The organism is Candidatus Thiodubiliella endoseptemdiera, from assembly GCF_964212635.1.
Classification (GTDB): domain Bacteria; phylum Pseudomonadota; class Gammaproteobacteria; order PS1; family Pseudothioglobaceae; genus Thiodubiliella; species Thiodubiliella endoseptemdiera.
Genome location: NZ_OZ156463.1, coordinates 1,587,553 through 1,605,697 on the forward strand (window position 1 = coordinate 1,587,553; position 18,145 = coordinate 1,605,697).

The 18,145-nt window shown below is 37.3% G+C and carries 21 protein-coding genes and 1 pseudogene; 11 read left to right on the top strand and 11 right to left on the bottom strand.

Annotation, left to right across the window (positions count from 1 at the left end):
• Positions 1-4: 4 nt before the first annotated feature.
• The 4 genes and pseudogenes from AB8525_RS08665 to AB8525_RS08680 all read left to right on the top strand — a co-directional run.
• A pseudogene (locus AB8525_RS08665) lies at positions 5-799 on the top strand (N-6 DNA methylase); the annotation flags it as partial.
• A 14-nt stretch (positions 800-813) separates the two neighbouring features.
• Entirely contained in the window at positions 814-3,042 is a 2,229-nt protein-coding gene (locus tag AB8525_RS08670; protein WP_369177427.1) for a nitric oxide reductase activation protein NorD, read from the top strand.
• Positions 3,042-3,443 carry a hypothetical protein gene (locus tag AB8525_RS08675; protein ID WP_369150988.1) on the top strand — a complete coding sequence of 134 codons (402 nt, stop codon included), beginning with the start codon at positions 3,042-3,044 and terminating at the stop codon, positions 3,441-3,443. Before AB8525_RS08670 ends, AB8525_RS08675 begins: the two co-directional genes overlap by 1 nt.
• Positions 3,444-3,499: 56 nt before the next feature.
• Entirely contained in the window at positions 3,500-3,649 is a 150-nt protein-coding gene (locus AB8525_RS08680; RefSeq protein WP_369150687.1) for a hypothetical protein, read from the top strand.
• Here the strand turns inward: AB8525_RS08680 and mog are convergent, their stop codons facing one another.
• Together mog and nhaA are read right to left on the bottom strand one after the other, a co-directional pair.
• Positions 3,650-4,177 (bottom strand): molybdopterin adenylyltransferase, encoded by a 528-nt coding sequence (mog, locus tag AB8525_RS08685; RefSeq protein WP_369150990.1) that lies wholly within the window; start codon positions 4,175-4,177, stop codon positions 3,650-3,652.
• On the bottom strand, positions 4,174-5,418 hold the full coding sequence (gene nhaA, locus AB8525_RS08690) for a Na+/H+ antiporter NhaA (RefSeq protein ID WP_369177429.1): 1,245 nt from the start codon (positions 5,416-5,418) through the stop codon (positions 4,174-4,176). The genes mog and nhaA overlap by 4 nt, the downstream gene beginning before the upstream one ends.
• Before the next feature lie 313 nt (positions 5,419-5,731).
• On the opposite strand from nhaA, the gene AB8525_RS08695 reads away from it, so the two are divergent.
• The gene (locus tag AB8525_RS08695) at positions 5,732-5,908 is read left to right on the top strand and encodes a hypothetical protein (protein WP_369150994.1); all 177 of its coding nucleotides are present in this window, start codon (positions 5,732-5,734) and stop codon (positions 5,906-5,908) included.
• 40 nt (positions 5,909-5,948) lie between these two features.
• Here AB8525_RS08695 and AB8525_RS08700 read toward each other — a convergent pair whose 3' ends face one another.
• The 5 genes from AB8525_RS08700 to mobA all read right to left on the bottom strand — a co-directional run bounded on the left by AB8525_RS08700 (position 5,949) and on the right by mobA (position 8,893).
• Positions 5,949-6,185: a MoaD/ThiS family protein gene (locus AB8525_RS08700; protein WP_369150997.1), complete on the bottom strand. Its 237-nt coding sequence runs from the start codon at positions 6,183-6,185 to the stop codon at positions 5,949-5,951.
• Between the two features lie 31 nt (positions 6,186-6,216).
• A complete protein-coding gene (locus AB8525_RS08705) occupies positions 6,217-6,378 on the bottom strand; it encodes a hypothetical protein (RefSeq protein WP_369177430.1) in 162 nt (53 codons plus the stop codon).
• A 69-nt stretch (positions 6,379-6,447) separates the two neighbouring features.
• On the bottom strand, positions 6,448-7,443 hold the full coding sequence (gene moaA / locus AB8525_RS08710; RefSeq protein WP_369177432.1) for a GTP 3',8-cyclase MoaA: 996 nt from the start codon (positions 7,441-7,443) through the stop codon (positions 6,448-6,450).
• Positions 7,444-7,653: 210 nt separating this feature from the next.
• Positions 7,654-7,803: a hypothetical protein gene (locus tag AB8525_RS08715; protein ID WP_369150050.1), complete on the bottom strand. Its 150-nt coding sequence runs from the start codon at positions 7,801-7,803 to the stop codon at positions 7,654-7,656.
• A gap of 43 nt (positions 7,804-7,846) precedes the next feature.
• Positions 7,847-8,893: a molybdenum cofactor guanylyltransferase MobA gene (gene mobA, locus AB8525_RS08720; RefSeq protein WP_369177434.1), complete on the bottom strand. Its 1,047-nt coding sequence runs from the start codon at positions 8,891-8,893 to the stop codon at positions 7,847-7,849.
• A gap of 112 nt (positions 8,894-9,005) precedes the next feature.
• On the opposite strand from mobA, the gene AB8525_RS08725 reads away from it, so the two are divergent.
• Positions 9,006-9,212: a hypothetical protein gene (locus tag AB8525_RS08725; RefSeq protein ID WP_369151005.1), complete on the top strand. Its 207-nt coding sequence runs from the start codon at positions 9,006-9,008 to the stop codon at positions 9,210-9,212.
• Here AB8525_RS08725 and moaC read toward each other — a convergent pair.
• Positions 9,148-9,627, bottom strand: coding sequence for a cyclic pyranopterin monophosphate synthase MoaC (moaC, locus tag AB8525_RS08730; protein ID WP_369177435.1), 480 nt, complete (start codon positions 9,625-9,627; stop codon positions 9,148-9,150). The two genes, AB8525_RS08725 and moaC, sit on opposite strands and share 65 nt — an antisense overlap.
• A 5-nt stretch (positions 9,628-9,632) precedes the next feature.
• Complete coding sequence (glp, locus tag AB8525_RS08735) at positions 9,633-10,886, bottom strand: gephyrin-like molybdotransferase Glp (protein ID WP_369177437.1); 1,254 nt, start codon at positions 10,884-10,886, stop codon at positions 9,633-9,635.
• A gap of 202 nt (positions 10,887-11,088) precedes the next feature.
• On the opposite strand from glp, the gene AB8525_RS08740 reads away from it, so the two are divergent.
• Positions 11,089-11,262 (top strand): hypothetical protein, encoded by a 174-nt coding sequence (locus AB8525_RS08740; RefSeq protein ID WP_369151012.1) that lies wholly within the window; start codon positions 11,089-11,091, stop codon positions 11,260-11,262.
• Here AB8525_RS08740 and AB8525_RS08745 read toward each other — a convergent pair.
• Positions 11,251-11,712: a molybdenum cofactor biosynthesis protein MoaE gene (locus tag AB8525_RS08745; RefSeq protein WP_369151013.1), complete on the bottom strand. Its 462-nt coding sequence runs from the start codon at positions 11,710-11,712 to the stop codon at positions 11,251-11,253. The two genes, AB8525_RS08740 and AB8525_RS08745, sit on opposite strands and share 12 nt — an antisense overlap.
• A 132-nt stretch (positions 11,713-11,844) precedes the next feature.
• Here AB8525_RS08745 and AB8525_RS08750 point away from each other — a divergent pair, with 132 nt between their 5' ends.
• Positions 11,845-11,994, top strand: coding sequence for a hypothetical protein (locus AB8525_RS08750; RefSeq protein ID WP_369150113.1), 150 nt, complete (start codon positions 11,845-11,847; stop codon positions 11,992-11,994).
• Positions 11,995-12,360: 366 nt separating this feature from the next.
• Here the strand turns inward: AB8525_RS08750 and AB8525_RS08755 are convergent, their stop codons facing one another.
• Positions 12,361-12,510: a hypothetical protein gene (locus AB8525_RS08755; RefSeq protein WP_369151015.1), complete on the bottom strand. Its 150-nt coding sequence runs from the start codon at positions 12,508-12,510 to the stop codon at positions 12,361-12,363.
• Positions 12,511-12,545: 35 nt separating this feature from the next.
• Between AB8525_RS08755 and nirB the strand changes: the two genes are divergently transcribed.
• The 3 genes from nirB to AB8525_RS08770 are packed head-to-tail and all read left to right on the top strand — an operon-like array spanning position 12,546 to position 18,138.
• Positions 12,546-14,924, top strand: a complete 2,379-nt coding sequence (gene nirB / locus AB8525_RS08760; protein ID WP_369177438.1) for a nitrite reductase large subunit NirB — start codon at positions 12,546-12,548, stop codon at positions 14,922-14,924.
• Positions 14,925-14,964: 40 nt separating this feature from the next.
• Positions 14,965-16,425 (top strand): MFS transporter, encoded by a 1,461-nt coding sequence (locus AB8525_RS08765; protein WP_369179055.1) that lies wholly within the window; start codon positions 14,965-14,967, stop codon positions 16,423-16,425.
• 15 nt (positions 16,426-16,440) lie between these two features.
• Entirely contained in the window at positions 16,441-18,138 is a 1,698-nt protein-coding gene (locus tag AB8525_RS08770) for a protein kinase domain-containing protein (RefSeq protein WP_369177440.1), read from the top strand.
• Positions 18,139-18,145: the final 7 nt, after the last annotated feature.

Genomic DNA, 18,145 nt, shown 5'->3' on the forward strand with positions numbered 1-18,145 from the left:
TCTCAATTTAGCACGAATGAATATGTTGCTTCACGGCGTTAAAGACAGTGAATTTGAGATTTTTCACGGGGATTCACTTGCCAATGATTGGGGTATATTGCGTGAGCAAAACCCTTCTAAACAAATGAAGTTTGACGGCATTGTTGCCAACCCGCCGTTTAGTTATAGTTGGAACCCTGTTGAGGAAATGGGTAAAGATGTGCGCTTTAAAAACCACGGATTAGCACCAAAATCAACCGCTGATTTTGCTTTTTTGTTGCATGGTTTTAATTTTTTAAGCCCACAAGGGGTGATGGCAATTATTTTGCCACATGGGGCGCTATTCCGTGGGGGTGCTGAGGCGAAAATACGCACAAAATTATTAGAAGATGGCAATATTGATACCGTGATTGGTTTGCCAGCAGGGTTGTTTTTCTCTACCGGTATTCCTGTGTGTATTTTGATTTTAAAACAGTGTAAAAAACCTGATGATATTTTATTTATCAATGCCAGTGATGAAGAAAACTACCAAAAAGGCAAACGACAAAATACGCTAAGACCACAAGACATAACAAAAATTGTTGATACTTATAGGTATCGTAAAGAACAGCCTCGTTATTCCAGGTGTGTTTCAATGGATGAAATTAAAGAGAATGATTTTAATTTAAATATTTCTCGTTATGTCAACACTGCCAAACCTGAAGAAAAAATTGACTTAGAGGCGGTTAACCGTGACATTAAAAAATTAGATGAATATATTTCCGCAGCACAAAATAAGCATAACAAATTTTTAACAGAACTTAAACAAAAATTAATTTAGAAGGATTGTTAAAAATGAAAAAATTAAACTGTGCCTTTAAAACTGTTCAAAAAGTTTTTGAACTGAATATTGAGCAAGCAATTGAAAAACTCTCAGAGCAAAGTTTGGATGAATATTATGAAGGTGCTGAATTCTTAGGCAAGATTGGGCAGGGTGATGCCTTATCTATCGCTTTTCTTAAAGTGATGCCTTGGGTGGGTGAATATTATGGCGATGGTAGTATCAAAAAAATCGTTGATTTTACTTATCAAAAAATTTGCAGAACCCCAAATAAAGCCTCTGTAGAGCCATTTTTGAGTGGGCTTGTTGCGGTTGTTGAGCATACAGAAAGCACCCAACTTGATGAATATTTAGCATTGATTGAATACCATTTAAGTAAGACTACTTTTTCAGTGCACGGCATTCATGACACACATCCGTCACCTTCATTAGAGGCGATGCTTGCGAATATGAGTTTACTGTTAGAGCAGCTAGAATTTGAAGGAATTTACGAGTGGATTGATTACGGTTTACGCTATTTTCAAGACCATCCAGAGCGTCAAAAAGACTATTTTTCACTGACAACGGCAGATTCAAAAGCGGTATTCCAACGCCAAAGAAAAGGTTTATTGTTTAGTGATGTTGAGCGAGAAATCAATCTTTTTCAAAGGGCACTTTGGAAAACTAATTTTATGTATGCGCCGTATTCTCCAGATTTTGAAAAGCTAGAGCATTTTCATCCTTATTTAGAAGATGATATTATTCGCCTGCCTGATATTTATGAAAAATTTGGCGAAGTTAATGCGTGCAGGCGCTACATGGCATTGGTCGCACACTTAATCGCACATTACCAATTCACCACAAAAATTGTGGCAGACAATGCATCACCACAACAGCGTTTTTTTGCTGAAATTTTTGAAGATGCTAGGGTTGAATATTTGGCAATTCAAGAATATCCAGGCTTAAAAAAACTGTGGTTGAGCTTAATCCCTATTGTCGATGAGTTTGATTGTGATGACAGTAATCAATCTTGTCTAAGGCATCGCGGCATTATGTTGACACGCGCATTACTTGATGATAAGCACCCTTATAAGAATGAATTTATCCTGATCTATGTTGAAAAGTTTAAGGCATTAATGGCAACAGGAGAGAGCAGTACAGCTGATAGTTTGAACCTTGGTTTAGGGTATTTGATTAAAACCAGAGGTAATTCAGATGCATTGGCGAATGTTTATTTTGATAATACAGAAGTCTCTTATCGTGATGATAATCGCTCAATGTGGTTGTTTATTGAAGAGTTTGATGAAGAAGATGAAATCTTTGCACACGAACAACGCACTGATGAAGAGGATGAAGAGGACATTGAAGTTATTCCACCACATTATTATGACGAGTGGGACTATATGTATGAGTCTTATAAACCCAATTGGACGGCTGTTTATGAACGCTTGCACTCGCATACAGATGCCTCTAAGATTGACAGAATTTTGGATAAACATTCGGCATTGGTTAAGCAGCTTAAAAAAGTGTTAGATTTACTCAAACCGCAGAATAAAAAGCGTATTCGCTACCAAGAAGAAGGTGCAGAGTTGGATTTAGATATTGCTTTGCGTAGTGTGATTGATATGAAAAATGGCACACAACCTGATACCAGAATCAATGTTGATTTTGAGCACGATTCGCGTAGCGTTTCTGTTTTATTGTTACTGGATTTATCGCAGTCTTTGAATGAAGTTGTAGGTAAATCTGGGCAAACCATCTTAGAATTATCACAAGAAGCGGTGTCATTATTGGGTTGGGCAGTAGAGCAATTAGGTGACAACTTTGCCATTGCGGGCTTTAACTCAGATACCCGAGAAAAAGTAATGTATTACCATATCAAGGGCTATAGCGAGCATTGGGATGATGCTGTTAAATCGCGTTTAGCAGATTTAAAAGCAGAGTTTTCTACCCGAATGGGTGCGGCAATTCGTCACGGAGCGCATTATTTAGAAATGCAAGAAAGTGATAAAAAACTGATGCTAATTTTGACGGATGGCGAGCCGGCAGATATCGATATTCACGACCCACAAGCTTTGATTCAAGACACTCATAAAGCCGTGCAAGAAGTACAGCAAAAAGGTTTATACCCGTATTGTATTAGTTTAGATAAAAAAGCAGATGAGTATATTTCTGATATTTTTGGCTCTCATTATTCTGTCATTGACCGTATTGAATCTTTGCCACAAGAGTTACCCAAACTGTTCTTATCATTAACCAAATAATGTTTAAAAATACTCTTACTGCCGCCATCGATTTTGATTATCAAGGGCAGCACTATGCCTTAAAAAATACTTTTGATGTTGAACATATTATCTATCATGATGATTTTTATCAATCGGTTTATATCTCTATTGCTAAAGCAAATGATATTGATTTATATTCATACCAACTAGAAATAATGATGGATCAAGACATTATTTTTTCTAATGAAAAAGGCTGTGTTGTTGGCTGTGTTAATAACGGTGTGTTAGACTTGGAAAAACTAAAAGCAGTACACCAAAAAATAGAATGTCTGCCAAAAATTGAACGCATTATTCAGCAGTACATCCCCAAATCAGAGCATAGTGAAAATATCACACAAGCAATGATAGGTGCTTATTTACTGGGAAAAAATCAAAAATAATATTCTAGAGGAAGTCTTTGTATAATATTTATTCTATATGAGACCTTTGCATAAATATGAATAATCATCAAAACGCCATCTTTCATCAAATTACAAACTTTTTAAAAACACCCTTAGCCCTGCTAGGAGTGGATTTAAAAAATTTCCAATTTAATAAAATCTGTCATTTTGCTAATCATCCCTATTTATGCAAAGGTCTCGAATAATTAAAAATTTTGTTCTACAAAATCCAAGTCAATTTGAATATTTGAACTGTCTAACAATTCCAAACATTTTGGCACTGCCAAAAATACTGCACCCAAGCATACTGCAATTGCCTCGGGTTTTCCGGGTAGATTGATAATCAAACTATTACCACGCGTACCTGCGGTTTGACGAGAGAGAATAGCAGTTGGTACGGTTTTTAAACTAACAGTGCGCATTTGTTCGGCGAAACCATCAAAAATTCGCTCACATACAGCATGCGTGGCTTCAGGTGTTACATCACGCGTAGTAGGTCCTGTGCCACCTGTGGTGAGAATGAGATTGCAGTTTTTATTATCAGCAAAATCAATCATTGTTTGCTCAATCAAAGATTGTTCGTCTTCAATAATAATATGTTCTATCGTATAGGGCGAAAGCAACGCATTTTTAACCCATGCTTGCATGGAAGGACCACCAATATCGTTATATTCGCCGCGTGCAGCACGGTCAGAAATGGTAATAAAACCTATCTTGATTTGCGTTTTGTTCATAATGTTTCAGTAGATTTGTCAATGAGTTTTAGCCATAAATATCCAGATACGCCAGAGAATAAAGACGCTGCCAATACCCCCACTTTTGCTTGGAAGATAAAATCGGGTGAACCTAAAAATGCCAAATCAGCCACAAAAATAGACATAGTAAAGCCGATACCTCCTAACAAGGAGACGCCAAATATCTGACTCATTGTGCTGTTTTTTGGCAATCTGGCAATCTTGCTTTTGATTGCCAACCAGGTGACACCAAAAATACCAATTACCTTACCCACGACAAGTCCAAACATAATGCCAACAGGGATAGGCTGCATAATCGTTGTACCAATTGAATTTAAATCAATCACAATTCCTGCATTTGCTAATGCAAATAAAGGGATAACAATTAAGGCAATGGGCAGGTGTAAATCATTTTCTAATCTTGAAGCAGGCGTTCCCACTTCATTGATATTCCTTTCCATTTTCATTAACACTGTTTTTTGTTTTTCATTTAACTTATGTTCGCTCTGATTTGAGTGTTCACCATATTCATCAAGCAAACCTTTAATTTTCTTAGGAAAATCTGAGGGTATTCTTTTAGGTTTTGACGGAATTGCCATCGCAGCAATAACGCCTGAAATAGTAGCGTGTACGCCGGATTCCAGCATAAAAAACCACATAAATAAACCCACTGCCAAATAAGGCAACATTGTATGAATGCCAAATCGATTGAAAGCAACCAATATTAAAAAAGACACCCCCGACAAGGCTAACGGCAATAAATGGATTTGGTCAGTATAAAAAGTAGCAATCACCAAAACAGCACCAAGATCATCTACAATTGCCAATGCGACTAAAAAGGTGACAAGGCTTGTCGGTATGCTCTTTTTTAACAGTACCAACACACTAATTGCAAAGGCAATATCGGTTGCCATTGGCACTCCCCAGCCAATTGCGCCTTCACCACCATTATTGATTATCAAGTATAGTAATGCAGGAAATATCATTCCGCCGATAGCAGCCAAAATCGGCAAAATTGCTACTTTAATATTTGACAGCTCTCCTGCCAAGACTTCTCTTTTTATCTCAAGTCCAATGATAAAAAAGAAAAAAGTCATCAACCCATCATTAATCCAATAATGAATAGGGTGAGACAGTGACCAAGTGCCTATGGTCAAATCTATATTTGTATGTAGTATGTGCGTATAAACATCAGATAAAGAAGAATTAGCAAGGATTAATGCCAATACCGTTGTCAGCATTAATGCCACTCCTGTTGTGGTTTGAGCGTGTAAAAAATGCTCAAAAGGTGTTGAAATTTTCTTAAAGGCTTTTTCCCAGGGGGCGTATAGTTTCATTGGTTTTCTAGTTTATTATTATCAAGACAATTTTACTGATTTTTGAGCAATTCAAAGTGGTTATTACCCCTCTGTGACTGGTGGGTAAAATCTACCTCATCATTGTTATTCAATTTGTCTGAGTCTCTTTGTAGTTTCGTGATTAACCGCACAAAGAATGTTGTTTGGGAAGTGTTATTCGCTGTTTCTACCCACTAATAGAGACCTTTGCATAAATATGAATAATCATCAAAACGCCATCTTTCATCAAATTACAAACTTTTTAAAAACACCCTTAGCCCTGCTAGGAGTGGATTTAAAAAATTTCCAATTTAATAAAATCTGTCATTTTGCTAATCATCCCTATTTATGCAAAGGTCTCATATTCATATTCACTCTATCTAGCACGGTCTAAAATAGTAATAAAGCTGACTTTAATTTTTGCATTATTCATTTTATCCTCCAGTAACAGGTGGGTAGAAAGCCACCTCATTCGCATTATTTAATTGGGTTGAATCGGTTGCAATTTCGTGATTAACCGCACATAAAATATTGCTTGGAAAATATTGCTCACCGTATTTGCTAATCAAAATTAATCTTAATTCTCTAACAGATATATTAGTAATTATTTCCATCTCTTCATTTGAAATTTTAAGCGATTCTTTAAGCGAGGCGAAATAAAGTATTTTCATAAAAAAGTTTTATTTGAAAAAATAATAGTTGTTACCGATTAATTTTATAGAGACCTTTGCATAAATAGGGATGATTAGCAAAATGACAGATTTTATTAAATTGGAAATTTTTTAAATCCACTCCTAGCAGGGCTAAGGGTGTTTTTAAAAAGTTTGTAATTTGATGAAAGATGGCGTTTTGATGATTATTCATATTTATGCAAAGGTCTCTTATAGAGGTCTTTGTGTAAATAAGGGCGATTATTTTGATCTTCATATTTTTTTATCCGCCAATTTCCACCATTTGGCGTAGTTCAATATTATTAATATTAGTATCAAACTCGTGTTTTTCCGGTTTTTTACCAATGGCATTAATAATAATTTGCTTGATTTCATCGTCAGTTTTATGGGCACGAATAGCATCTCGCAAAGAAACGGAGTTTTCTTGCCCTAAACATAAAATTAATTGACCTTTTGCCGTTAAACGCACACGATTACAAGTGGTGCAAAAGTTATCCGATACAGCAGAAATAACTCCAACTCTTGATTTTGAGTTGATAATTTGATAATTATGAGCAGGTCCATCAGTGTCGTGTAATTGTATTTTTTGCAAGTCTTGCTTTAGGTGTGCCTCTACTCTAGCTAAAATATCCGCTTGGCTAATATGTTGTCTTGATGCTTCAATACCACTGGTTCCAATGGGCATAGTTTCAATGAAACGAATGTCAATTTCTCTATCAATGGCAAAATCAAGCATTGCTTCAATTTCATCTGCATTAGTATCTTGCATAACCACCATATTAAGTTTTATTGGGTGCATTCCTGCCGTAATTGCGGCATCAATTCCCTTGATTACTTTACTTAAATCACCGCCACGGGTAATGTCAGAAAAGCGTTTTTCTTGCAAGGAGTCTATGGAAATATTAACCCGATTAACACCTAGATGCTGTAATTCTTGTGCATGTTGTTTTAATAAATGTGCATTGGTTGATAACGGCATGTCGTTAATATTTGGAATTTTTCCCAACATTTCAACTAGGGATAAAATATTTTTACGAATGAGCGGTTCACCACCTGTGAGACGAACTTTTGAAACCCCTAGTTCGCTAAAAAGTCGAGCAATTCGTGCAATTTCTTCAAGACTCAATACCTCGGAGCGTGTGGTACGGTTATTGTGAAATTCGTCCCGACAATAAAAACAACGATAATTGCAATGATCGGTAACGGAAATACGCAAATAGTTTATTTTTCTTGAAAATGGGTCAATTAATGTTGTCAATTTATTTGTACCCGAAAATAAAATAATGCCTTCCTATGGTAATCATTATACCAGTGTTCTGTGTTGCCTCTAATCCTACTTATGCAACCCTTGAGAAAGAATGGTAAAGTGTATTAAACCTACAGATTTGTAAATTTATCTATAACGACACAGAATTAACTGCGTAAAAAACCCATAAAACAAAGTTTTGGTATAAGTTGCGCTAATTGTTTAATAGAGACCTTTGCATAAATAGGGATGATTAGCAAAATGACAGATTTTATTAAATTGGAAATTTTTTAAATCCACTCCTAGCAGGGCTAAGGGTGTTTTTAAAAAGTTTGTAATTTGATGAAAGATGGCGTTTTGATGATTATTCATATTTATGCAAAGGTCTCTAAATATATCCGATTTTTAGCAAACTTTAAGGTTGTGCGATATATGCCAAAATAAAATCACCAATTTGTTCAATATTATTAATATCTAATGGCACTCTGTCACATTTAGTGAAAATTTCATCACTAGCAAAGGCGATGATATTGTCGTCATTTTCAAAAATATTGGGGTGATTAAGGGCTTTTCTTTGTAGTTCTATTTTAGGGAAATTTTCTTTTTTAAAGCCTTCAATCAAAACAAGATCCAGTTGCACTAGGTTTAATTGGTTGAGTAAATCAAATAATCCTAATTCTTGTTTTTTACAGCGATTAATTGGGGAAAATTTGTTTCTAGAGCTGGTTAATACTTGGTCGGCTCCTGCATGATAATATTCATAACTCTCTTTTCCTTGATGGTTTATTTCAAAATTATGGTGATTATGTTTGAGATAAGCGAGACGAATGTTTTTTTGTTTTAAATAGGTAATTAGTTGAATGATTAGAGTAGTTTTTTCGGTGCCACCAAAGGCGGAAAAACCGAGTATTGGCACATTTTCAACAGATATTTTTTTGGTTAAAAGAGCGTAATCTTGTGGCGTGTTGAGGTTAAGGAAAAAATCTTGATATTGAGACAAATCAGCAATGGAGAGTTGATGTTGATGATACCACAAACTTATTTTTCTATCACCAGCAGCTAGATAAGTCAGCAAACTTTCAAGTAAGTTAGTTTTTAATAAGGCAAAAGTAGGTTGTAATCGTTCACCATCGTGAGCCACACAAATTTGCGCATTTTGTTCTATTAGTTGGTCTTTTAAAGTAGTCAATAATGCTGTACCAATCATTGGGCAATCGCAGGGTAACATTAATATATAAGGTGTTGTAACAATTTCCATGGCTTTGGCAAGACCTGCTAGAGGTCCTTGAAAATCTGTGGTATTGTCTTTAATAACTGGGTTTTTTACAAACTTTTGATAGATTTCTTGATTGCGATTGGCATTGATTAAGATATTGCTCACTTCATTTTCAATAGCTTCAATTACATACTGGATTAAGGGCTTTTGATTGAGTTGAATCAACCCTTTATCCTGAGTATTCATACGACTAGAGCGACCTCCTGCCAAGATGACAGCGGTTATTTGTTGACTACTAATAGGGCGCATAGATTAGATTTTTGTTGATAAAATTTTAATCAGAGACCTTTGCATAAATATGAATAATCATCAAAACGCCATCTTTCATCAAATTACAAACTTTTTAAAAACACCCTTAGCCCTGCTAGGAGTGGATTTAAAAAATTTCCAATTTAATAAAATCTGTCATTTTGCTAATCATCCCTATTTATGCAAAGGTCTCAATCAAATACTTTCCAATTTCCAGACTTGCCACCTGATTTTTCCAGTACCTGAATTTGGTTAATCACCATTCCACGGTCAACCGCCTTGCACATATCGTAAATTGTGAGCGCTGCAACGCTTACTGCTGTCAGTGCCTCCATTTCTACGCCTGTTTTACCATCAAGTTTTGTAGTGGCAACAATTTCAATACTTGATTTTTCGATATTTGCAGTCAATTCCACTCCCACTTTGGTAAGCATAAGAGGGTGGCAGAGTGGAATCAAATCCGCACATTTTTTTGCCGCTTGAATTCCTGCAATGCGCGCCACTGCCAATACATCGCCTTTTTTATGCTGCCCAGAAGTAATCAACTCTAAAGTGGATGGCTGCATCAGCACCACAGATTTTGCTTTGGCAGTCCGCGTGGTAATTTCCTTGTCTGACACATCTACCATTTGCACATTCCCTTTGTTGTTAATATGGGTTAGTTTGTTCATATTTTTTAAGTCAATGAATAATAATTAAGTATTTTACCTTGTGAAAAAGCACTATCTTCTGGCACTTCAATCAGACCATCCGCCCAAACCATCGAACTTAAAACATCCGAACCTTGCTTGGAATAAAGTTCAGCGGAAATAGGTACTGTTGAATGATTTAATCGGACTCTGACAAACTCGCGTCGTGGTCTCGGTCGGTGCCAATCAAAACCACATTGCACTTGCATCGCTTGATTTTGATATGAATTTATTCCCTGCATTTTTTTAATAAAAGGCTGGACAAATAAGAAAAAAGTTACCATTGCTGACACAGGATTGCCTGGTAATCCAATAAATGCAGTATTATCAATATGCCCAAAAGCCAACGGTTTTCCTGGTTTTACTTTAATTCGCCATAAATCTAATTTACCCAATTTTTCCACTGCGGGCTTCACATAGTCTTCTTCACCAACTGATACGCCTCCCGTGGTTATAATTAAATCACACTTCGATTGCAATCTTTTCAACGCATCACAAGTCGCATCAAATGAATCTTTAATATTACCAAGATTAATGACCTCACAGCCAAGTTTATTCAGCATTGCCACCAAAGAGTAACGATTAGAATTAAAAATTTTCCCTTGCTTTAAAGTATTCCCAGGCTCAATCAACTCATCTCCTGTAAAAAAAATCCCAACCTTAATTTGTTTAAATACTTTTAACTCTCCCACACCCACAGACGCAGCCAATGCAATATCCTGCGGCTTTAGTTGCTTACCTTTTGGCAAAATCATATCGCCTAATTGAATATCATTCCCCAATGGACGAATATTTTCATTTAATGCAATTGGTCGATAAATTTCAATCTTAGTGCTATCATCAATCAACTCACATTCTTCCTGTGCCATCACCGTATTTGCCCCTTTTGGTGTCGGTGCCCCTGTAAAAATCCGTGCTGCACAGCCAGGTAAGAGTGTATTGCCCATATTTCCTGCGGCAATGCGGTCAGTAATTTCAAATACAAACCCACCTGATGTATTAATCTGCTCTTCTTGCAGATGAATTGCATAACCATCCATTGCTGAATTATCAAATCCTGGCACTGCAATATCCGAACAAATATCCGTCGCTAAAACCCTGCCTAAAGCATCATCAAGTGCTATTAATTGAGTGTCATTAGTAACTTTAATAGAACTTGTTAAGATTTCTAAGGCTTTGTCAACAGAGAGTAAGGGTTGTGGCACTGTATCACAGTCGCAATCAACTTGTTGATTATTCATAATAGATTTAGTCGGTTTATAATTAAGTTATTCTATTGATTGTATCACATAGCCCACATATTTGACAATAACATAAGTGTGCAAAGCATTAACAAAACTGGTGCTAATATAATCACTGGCGACATTCTAAATTCTTCAATCAAAAATTCACTTGGCATAATTTAAGCCCTGATTTTACGCATATTGAGACCTTTGCATAAATATGAATAATCATCAAAACGCCATCTTTCATCAAATTACAAACTTTTTAAAAACACCCTTAGCCCTGCTAGGAGTGGATTTAAAAAATTTCCAATTTAATAAAATCTGTCATTTTGCTAATCATCCCTATTTATGCAAAGGTCTCATATTATTTAGTAAAATTTTATGGTGTTGAACGGGTCCAACGATCTTTTTGTTTGTTATCACTGTCCTTAACACTGACCCACATGCTTTTATTTTTAGTGTATTCTTTTTTCCAGAAAGGTGCTTGGGTTTTTAGGTAGTCCATGATAAATTCGCAAGATTCGAAAGCAGATTTTCGATGTTTGCTGTTGGTAATTACCAAGACAATTTGTTCGTTGGAACACAGGTCGCCAATACGGTGAATGACAGTGATATTACCTAATTCCCAACGCTCATGTGCTTGATTGACAATGGATGAAAGGGCTTTTTCAGTCATCTTTGGGTAATGCTCAAGTGTCATTTTTTTAATAAGTGTATTTTCTAAATCACGCACAAAACCAACAAAACTGACAGTAGCACCAATGTTACTGTCATTATTTTTAGCGAGAGCAACTTCGGTACCTATATCAAAGTCATTTTTTTGAATTCTTATTTTATCCATAAGGTTATTTTATCAATATTATTAAATGGCAGTTCAGATAGTGACCCTATTCATATTGATTTATCTAAAAACCCAAAAAAAATTAAAAACTTGAAGGAAGGGAAGAATATGTAATGAGACCTTTGCATAAATATGAATAATCATCAAAACGCCATCTTTCATCAAATTACAAACTTTTTAAAAACACCCTTAGCCCTGCTAGGAGTGGATTTAAAAAATTTCCAATTTAATAAAATCTGTCATTTTGCTAATCATCCCTATTTATGCAAAGGTCTCCAATAATACACTCACGAGTAGCAGCGCAAAGCGATGAATTATTCGTTTCTAGACTGGATAACGACATCATTGAAAATATAAAAATCCCGTCTAAATGAGGTGGATTTTTTATCTTGACAAGGTCGAACCTTGTCAATTTTTGCTAATCAATCATAATTACGCAAAGGTTTGATAAGGTATAATAGATTTATGACTATCCAACGATGGGTAGTAAAACAAACATTGGCGTTTATTTGGTTTCATTTTTTTTTGAGGACCGAATAAGCGTTTTTTTTTAATCAGCTCAAAGGTAGTGAGGTGAATTAACAAGGTATTGAAGCCAGTTAGAAGATTGTTGTCATGACGATTTTTTAACTGGCTTTTTTTTATTATTTAACAGAGACCTTTGCATAAATAGGGATGATTAGCAAAATGACAGATTTTATTAAATTGGAAATTTTTTAAATCCACTCCTAGCAGGGCTAAGGGTGTTTTTAAAAAGTTTGTAATTTGATGAAAGATGGCGTTTTGATGATTATTCATATTTATGCAAAGGTCTCTAACAATAGGAAAGAAAAATGAAAAAATTGGTGGTAGTAGGTTCGGGAATGAGTGCAATGAAGGTGGTGGATGAGATGTTGAAGATTGATCCGACGATGTATCAAATCACGATTATTGGTGCGGAGACGGTGTTGCCGTATAACCGCATTATGTTATCGCCAGTTTTATCGGGGGAGAAAACTTTTGATGAAATTAAGACGCATAACGAGGATTATTTTGCGACAAATAATATTACTTTTAAACCGGGTTGCACGGTAACGGCGATTGATAGGAAGGGTAAAAGTGTGACGGTTCAAAATGATGAGGGTGAGTGTAGTGCCTTGGATTATAACCGTCTTGTATTGTGTACGGGTTCGACGCCGTTTATTTTGCCGTTACCAGGTAAGGAGTTGGAGGGTGTGGTTTCGTTTAGAGACATTTATGATGTTGAATATATGCAGGAGAATGCGGCGAAGGGTAAAAAAGTGGCTGTGATTGGCACGGGTTTATTGGGGCTGGAAGCGGCGAATGGACTGAATGAATTGGGCTTTGAGGTAACGGTGATTGGCAATATGGATTCTATTATGAATATGCAGTTAGATTCGTCGTCAGGTGACTTGTTGCAGAAGGTATTGGAGGAGAAAAATATTGTTTTTAAATTGGGTGCGATTACCACTCATATTAAAGGCAGTGGTAAAGTGGAGTCAATAGAATTTGAGGATGGGTCAACGATGGCAACCGATATGGTGGTGATGTCGGTGGGTATTGTGCCGAATGATGCGTTGGCGAGTGAGATTGGTTTGCAAACGAATCGGGGGATTGTTGTGAATGATACGATGATGACTTCTGACCCTGCGATTTATTCGGTTGGCGAGTGTATTAAGCACCGTGGTATGTCGTATGGTTTGGTGGCACCGTTGTTTGAGCAGGCGCGTGTTTGTGCTGAGCAGGTGTGTGAGGTGTCGCATCATATATATACGGGGTCGGATATTTCAACTAAGTTAAAGATTTCTGGGGTGGATGTGTTTTCGGCGGGTGAATTTGCGAATGCAGATGATGAGGTGATGTGTTCTAAAGATCATGCGTTAAATACACGCAAACGATTGTCTATTCGGGGTAATAAATTGGTTGGTGCGGTATTGTTTGGCGATTCTACCGATGGGTTATTTTATTTTGATTTGATTAAAAAACAAACGGATATTACCGATATGCGTAAAACTTTGTTGTTTGGCGATATTGGTGTTGATGCAGCCAGTGCAGGGGCAGGTGGTGTTGAAAAAATGGCAGATGATGAGCAGGTTTGTGGTTGTATGGGGGTTACTAAGGGCGATATTGTCTCTGCTGTTGTAGGGGGTTGTGATTCGTTTAAAGCGGTGCAAGAGGAGACGGGCTGTGCCACAGGTTGTGGCGGTTGTGAGTCGGTGGCTAAGCAAATATTCAGTTTTGTGTCGGGGGCAGAATTGGTGACCAAGGACACGCTTTGTGATTGTAGTACGCATTCAACGGAGGAGGTGCGACATTATATTAGAGCGCTTGATACGGTTAAAAGCATTGACGAAGTGCGTTTGGCAATGGATTTCACTGATGTTTGTGATGCTTGTGGTGCGGCAATTAATTATTATTTATCCTCGCAATTTAATGCGTCGTATGTGCATAATGATGCGGAGCGACCGCATAATGAAAAAATGCACGCCAATAAGCAACGAGATGGTACTTATTCTATTGTGCCTCAAATGCAGGGTGGTTTGACCACGCCGGCAGAGCTCAAATCATTGGCAGAGATTGCGGTTAAATATGAGGTGCCAACGGTTAAGGTAACGGGTGGGCAACGCATTGATTTACTCGGTATTCCTAAGGAGAATTTAAACGATATGTGGGATGAGATTGCGGCGGCGGGTATGGCGTCGGGTTATGCGTATGGTAAGGCGACTAGAACTTGTAAATCTTGCGTTGGCACTGAGCATTGTATGATGGGCACGCAGGATTCAATGGGTTTGTCGGTGAAGATGGAGGATGCGGTTTGGTCGCATTTTATGCCGCATAAATTTAAAATGGGTGTGAGTGGTTGCCCACGCAATTGTGCGGAATCGACGATTAAAGATTTCGGTGTTATTTGCACGGAAAAGGGTTATGAAATTCATGTGGCAGGTGCGTGTGGTATTCGCACTAAAGCGTGTTTGAAAGACCGTTTTTTTGAAAAGGAAGCGGATGTGGTGGAATATTTGAAGGCGTTTGTGCAATTGTATCGTATTGAGGCGAATTATCTTGAGCGGGTGATGCATTTTGAGGAACGCGTGGGTTTGGATTATATCCAATCGCAATTAGACACACCTGAGCAGATTAAAAAATGGGCGGATGCGTTGCCTAAGACGGTTAAAAATCCGTGGGTAACGACTGACCATAGGCAATCGGCGTAAAGGACGCAGCAAGAATAATAGGGCAATAGATAATAAGATGATGCAAGATAAATTAACGCTATTTTCATTTAAAGGCAAGTATCGGATTTTACATCTAACTTGGTTTGCTTTTTTTATGACCTTTGTGGTGTGGCTCAGTCTTGGGCCGATGATGCCGTTTATTCGTGAGGCGTTATCACTCACCGAACAACAAGCCAAAGTTTTATTAATTTTGAATGTGGCAATGACAATTCCAGCTAGGATTGTGGTGGGAATGTTGGTGGATAAGTTCGGGCCTAAGATTATGTTTTCTAGCATTTTAATTTTAGGCGGTTTAGTTTCCATTGCGTTTAGTTGGATGCAAACTTATGAACAATTGGCATTATTACGCTTTTTATCGGGCTTTATTGGTGCGGGTTTTGTGGTGGGTATTCGCCTGATTTCTGAGTGGTTTCCCGCCAAACAAACGGGCGTAGCACAGGGTATTTATGGTGGCTGGGGTAATTTTGGGTCTGCCGGTGCGGCGATGACTTTGCCTTTTATTGCCAGCAGTTTTGCAGGGGTTGATGGTTGGCGTTATGCGATTACTGCTGCCAGTGTGGTGGCGATTGCTTACGGTGTTTTTTATTACTTTAATGTAACCAATACACCAAAGGGTTCGACATATTTTAAGCCGAAAAAATCGGGTGCAATGGAGGTCAGCAGTTATGCAGATTTGGCGTTATATATTGCAATGAATGTGCCTTTGTATCTTGCTTTGTCGTTAATGACTTGGAAATTGAGGGATATAGAGATGATTTCAGCCACGCTGGCGTTAAGTGTTTTTGCCACTTTGGCCGCTCTTTTTATTGTGCAGACATTGAGAACTTGGCAGTTAAATGCACAACATTTAAAAGCCAGTGTACCCAAACAACATCAATATAAATTTAAGCAAGTGGCTATTTTAAATTGGGCGTATTTTGTTACTTTTGGCACAGAATTGGCCGTGGTTTCAATTTTAGCAATGTTTTATGTTGATTGGTTCGGATTGGATAAAATTTATGCGGCTCTATTGGCGGGCATTTATCCGTTTATCAATTTATTTGCACGCCCTGGTGGCGGTTATTTGAGTGATAAATTTGGTAGGAAAATTATTTTAATCGTTACTTTTTCAGGCGTTGCTTTGAGTTTTTTGGCGTTGGGCACTGTGGAAAAAGAATGGTCTATTTATTCGGTTATCCTTTTAACCATTGCTGGCGGTATCTTTTCCAAAGCAGGTTCAGGTGCGATATTTGCAATGGTGCCGTTAATTCAAAGACGGCTTACGGGGCAGATTGCAGGGATGACAGGTGCGTTTGGTAATGTTGGTGCAGTGATGTTTTTAACGGCAAACTCTTTAGTGGATTACGACCAGTTTTTTATGTTGATTGGGTTGGTGAGTGGGGTGGTTTTGACCTTGATTGTGGTGTTTTTAGAAGAGCCAAAAGGGCATATGACGGAAATTTTAGATGACGGCACTGTCGAGGTTATTAAGGTCAATTAAGACACGCTAAATAAAATGCAATCACTTAAACTCACCATTAATTCTCATTCTATCGCAGGTGTTAAACCTGAAAATCAGGACAATTGTGCTTATTACACACCCGATGACCAAGCGTTAGAATACAAAGGCATTGCCAGCGTGATGGCAGATGGTGTGAGTGCGTCGGCAAGGGCAAAAGAAGCCAGCAGTTGTTGTGTTAAGAGTTTTCTGAGTGATTATTATGCCACGCCAGATTCTTGGGGTACCGAACATGCGGCTATCAAGGTAATTTCAGCGTTGAATAATTGGCTCTATTCGCAGTCTATGCGTGCTGGGGAAGAGTCCTCAATGTTATCCACGCTGAGTATTTTGATTGTTAAATCCAATACTGCACATATTTTTCATGTGGGCGATTCTCGTATTTATTGTTATCGTAATGGGGTTTTAACGCAACTTACCCAAGACCATGTGCTGAATGTCAACAAAGAAAAAACTTATTTATCAAGAGCCATCGGATTTGATTTAAAAGTCAGCGTTGATTATCAAACTTTTGACATACAGCCGCAGGATTTGTTTTTATTAACGACTGATGGCGTGCATGATGTGTTGCGTAAAGAAGAGTTGCAACAGAGTTTGGGTGAAAAATGCAGTTGTGAAGATTTGGTTGAACAAGCATTAAAAGCAGGTTCTAAAGACAATATTTCAGCAATGATTTGTCAAGTAGAACAATTGCCTGAGAAAAATTTGAACGAGGTATTTGATGAATTGACGCAAAAACCCGTGCCACCCGATTTAGAAAAAGGTATGAAAATTAATGGTTTTGAGATAGAATCATTGTTAGTATCAACGGCAAAAATTCAATTGTATTTGGCAAAAAATATCACTACCAGCGAATTAGTGGCGTTGAAAACACCATCTATTAATTTTGAAGACGATGCCCAATATTTGCAATATTTTATGTATGAACAATGGGTTGGGCAACGCATTCAAAGTCCAAATGTGGTAAAAATCCACAAATCAAATATGCAAGATAAATTCCTTGCTTATGCGATGGAATACATTAAAGGAAAGACGCTGAGACAATGGATAGATGAAAACCCATCGCCTGATATGGATGTAGTGCTGAGTATTGTTAAGCAGATTATTAGTGGTATCAGAGCTTTTCATAGACAAGAAATGCTGCACTGTGATTTGAAACCTGAAAATATTATGATTGATAAAATTGGGCAGATTAAACTCATTGATTTTGGTGCGGCACGCATTGCTGGCGTGGAAGAATTATTGAGTCCAATTGACGCCAGCAATAATCAAGGAACGCAAGGTTACACCGCCCCTGAAGTAATTTTAAATGATGAAGTTTCACAAGCATCAGACCAGTTTAGTTTGGGTGCGATTGTGTATGAAATGTTGGCGGGTTGCGTGCCTTATAAAGATAAATTAGACAGAAATTTGAGCATTAAAAAATTAGAAAAATTGTCGTATGACTCTATTTTAAAGTACGATCCACATGTGCCGATTTGGATTGATGGAGCAGTGCAAAAAGCCTGCAATCTAAAAAGAGCAGGTCGTTATGAAGTATTGAGCGAGTTTTTGTATGATTTATCACATCCCAATCAAGCATTATTCTCGGTAAAAGAGGGAAGTAGTCCAGAAAATGCTTTGAAAAAGTATCGTTTACTAATCGCTTTTTCTTTTGCGCTTAATATTGTATTATTATTGTTGGTTATTAAATGAGGTATTT

What these genes read in the sequence shown, in the direction of transcription:
- AB8525_RS08670 (WP_369177427.1), top strand. Translation starts at nt 814, where the DNA reads ATGAAAAAATTAAACTGTGCCTTTAAAACTGTTCAAAAAGTTTTTGAA.
- AB8525_RS08675 (WP_369150988.1), top strand. Translation starts at nt 3,042, where the DNA reads ATGTTTAAAAATACTCTTACTGCCGCCATCGATTTTGATTATCAAGGG.
- AB8525_RS08680 (WP_369150687.1), top strand. Translation starts at nt 3,500, where the DNA reads ATGAATAATCATCAAAACGCCATCTTTCATCAAATTACAAACTTTTTA.
- mog (WP_369150990.1), bottom strand. Translation starts at nt 4,177, where the DNA reads ATGAACAAAACGCAAATCAAGATAGGTTTTATTACCATTTCTGACCGT.
- nhaA (WP_369177429.1), bottom strand. Translation starts at nt 5,418, where the DNA reads ATGCTGACAACGGTATTGGCATTAATCCTTGCTAATTCTTCTTTATCT.
- AB8525_RS08695 (WP_369150994.1), top strand. Translation starts at nt 5,732, where the DNA reads ATGAATAATCATCAAAACGCCATCTTTCATCAAATTACAAACTTTTTA.
- AB8525_RS08700 (WP_369150997.1), bottom strand. Translation starts at nt 6,185, where the DNA reads ATGAAAATACTTTATTTCGCCTCGCTTAAAGAATCGCTTAAAATTTCA.
- AB8525_RS08705 (WP_369177430.1), bottom strand. Translation starts at nt 6,378, where the DNA reads ATGAATAATCATCAAAACGCCATCTTTCATCAAATTACAAACTTTTTA.
- AB8525_RS08715 (WP_369150050.1), bottom strand. Translation starts at nt 7,803, where the DNA reads ATGAATAATCATCAAAACGCCATCTTTCATCAAATTACAAACTTTTTA.
- mobA (WP_369177434.1), bottom strand. Translation starts at nt 8,893, where the DNA reads ATGAATACTCAGGATAAAGGGTTGATTCAACTCAATCAAAAGCCCTTA.
- AB8525_RS08725 (WP_369151005.1), top strand. Translation starts at nt 9,006, where the DNA reads ATGAATAATCATCAAAACGCCATCTTTCATCAAATTACAAACTTTTTA.
- moaC (WP_369177435.1), bottom strand. Translation starts at nt 9,627, where the DNA reads ATGAACAAACTAACCCATATTAACAACAAAGGGAATGTGCAAATGGTA.
- glp (WP_369177437.1), bottom strand. Translation starts at nt 10,886, where the DNA reads ATGAATAATCAACAAGTTGATTGCGACTGTGATACAGTGCCACAACCC.
- AB8525_RS08740 (WP_369151012.1), top strand. Translation starts at nt 11,089, where the DNA reads ATGAATAATCATCAAAACGCCATCTTTCATCAAATTACAAACTTTTTA.
- AB8525_RS08745 (WP_369151013.1), bottom strand. Translation starts at nt 11,712, where the DNA reads ATGGATAAAATAAGAATTCAAAAAAATGACTTTGATATAGGTACCGAA.
- AB8525_RS08750 (WP_369150113.1), top strand. Translation starts at nt 11,845, where the DNA reads ATGAATAATCATCAAAACGCCATCTTTCATCAAATTACAAACTTTTTA.
- AB8525_RS08755 (WP_369151015.1), bottom strand. Translation starts at nt 12,510, where the DNA reads ATGAATAATCATCAAAACGCCATCTTTCATCAAATTACAAACTTTTTA.
- nirB (WP_369177438.1), top strand. Translation starts at nt 12,546, where the DNA reads ATGAAAAAATTGGTGGTAGTAGGTTCGGGAATGAGTGCAATGAAGGTG.
- AB8525_RS08765 (WP_369179055.1), top strand. Translation starts at nt 14,965, where the DNA reads ATGCAAGATAAATTAACGCTATTTTCATTTAAAGGCAAGTATCGGATT.
- AB8525_RS08770 (WP_369177440.1), top strand. Translation starts at nt 16,441, where the DNA reads ATGCAATCACTTAAACTCACCATTAATTCTCATTCTATCGCAGGTGTT.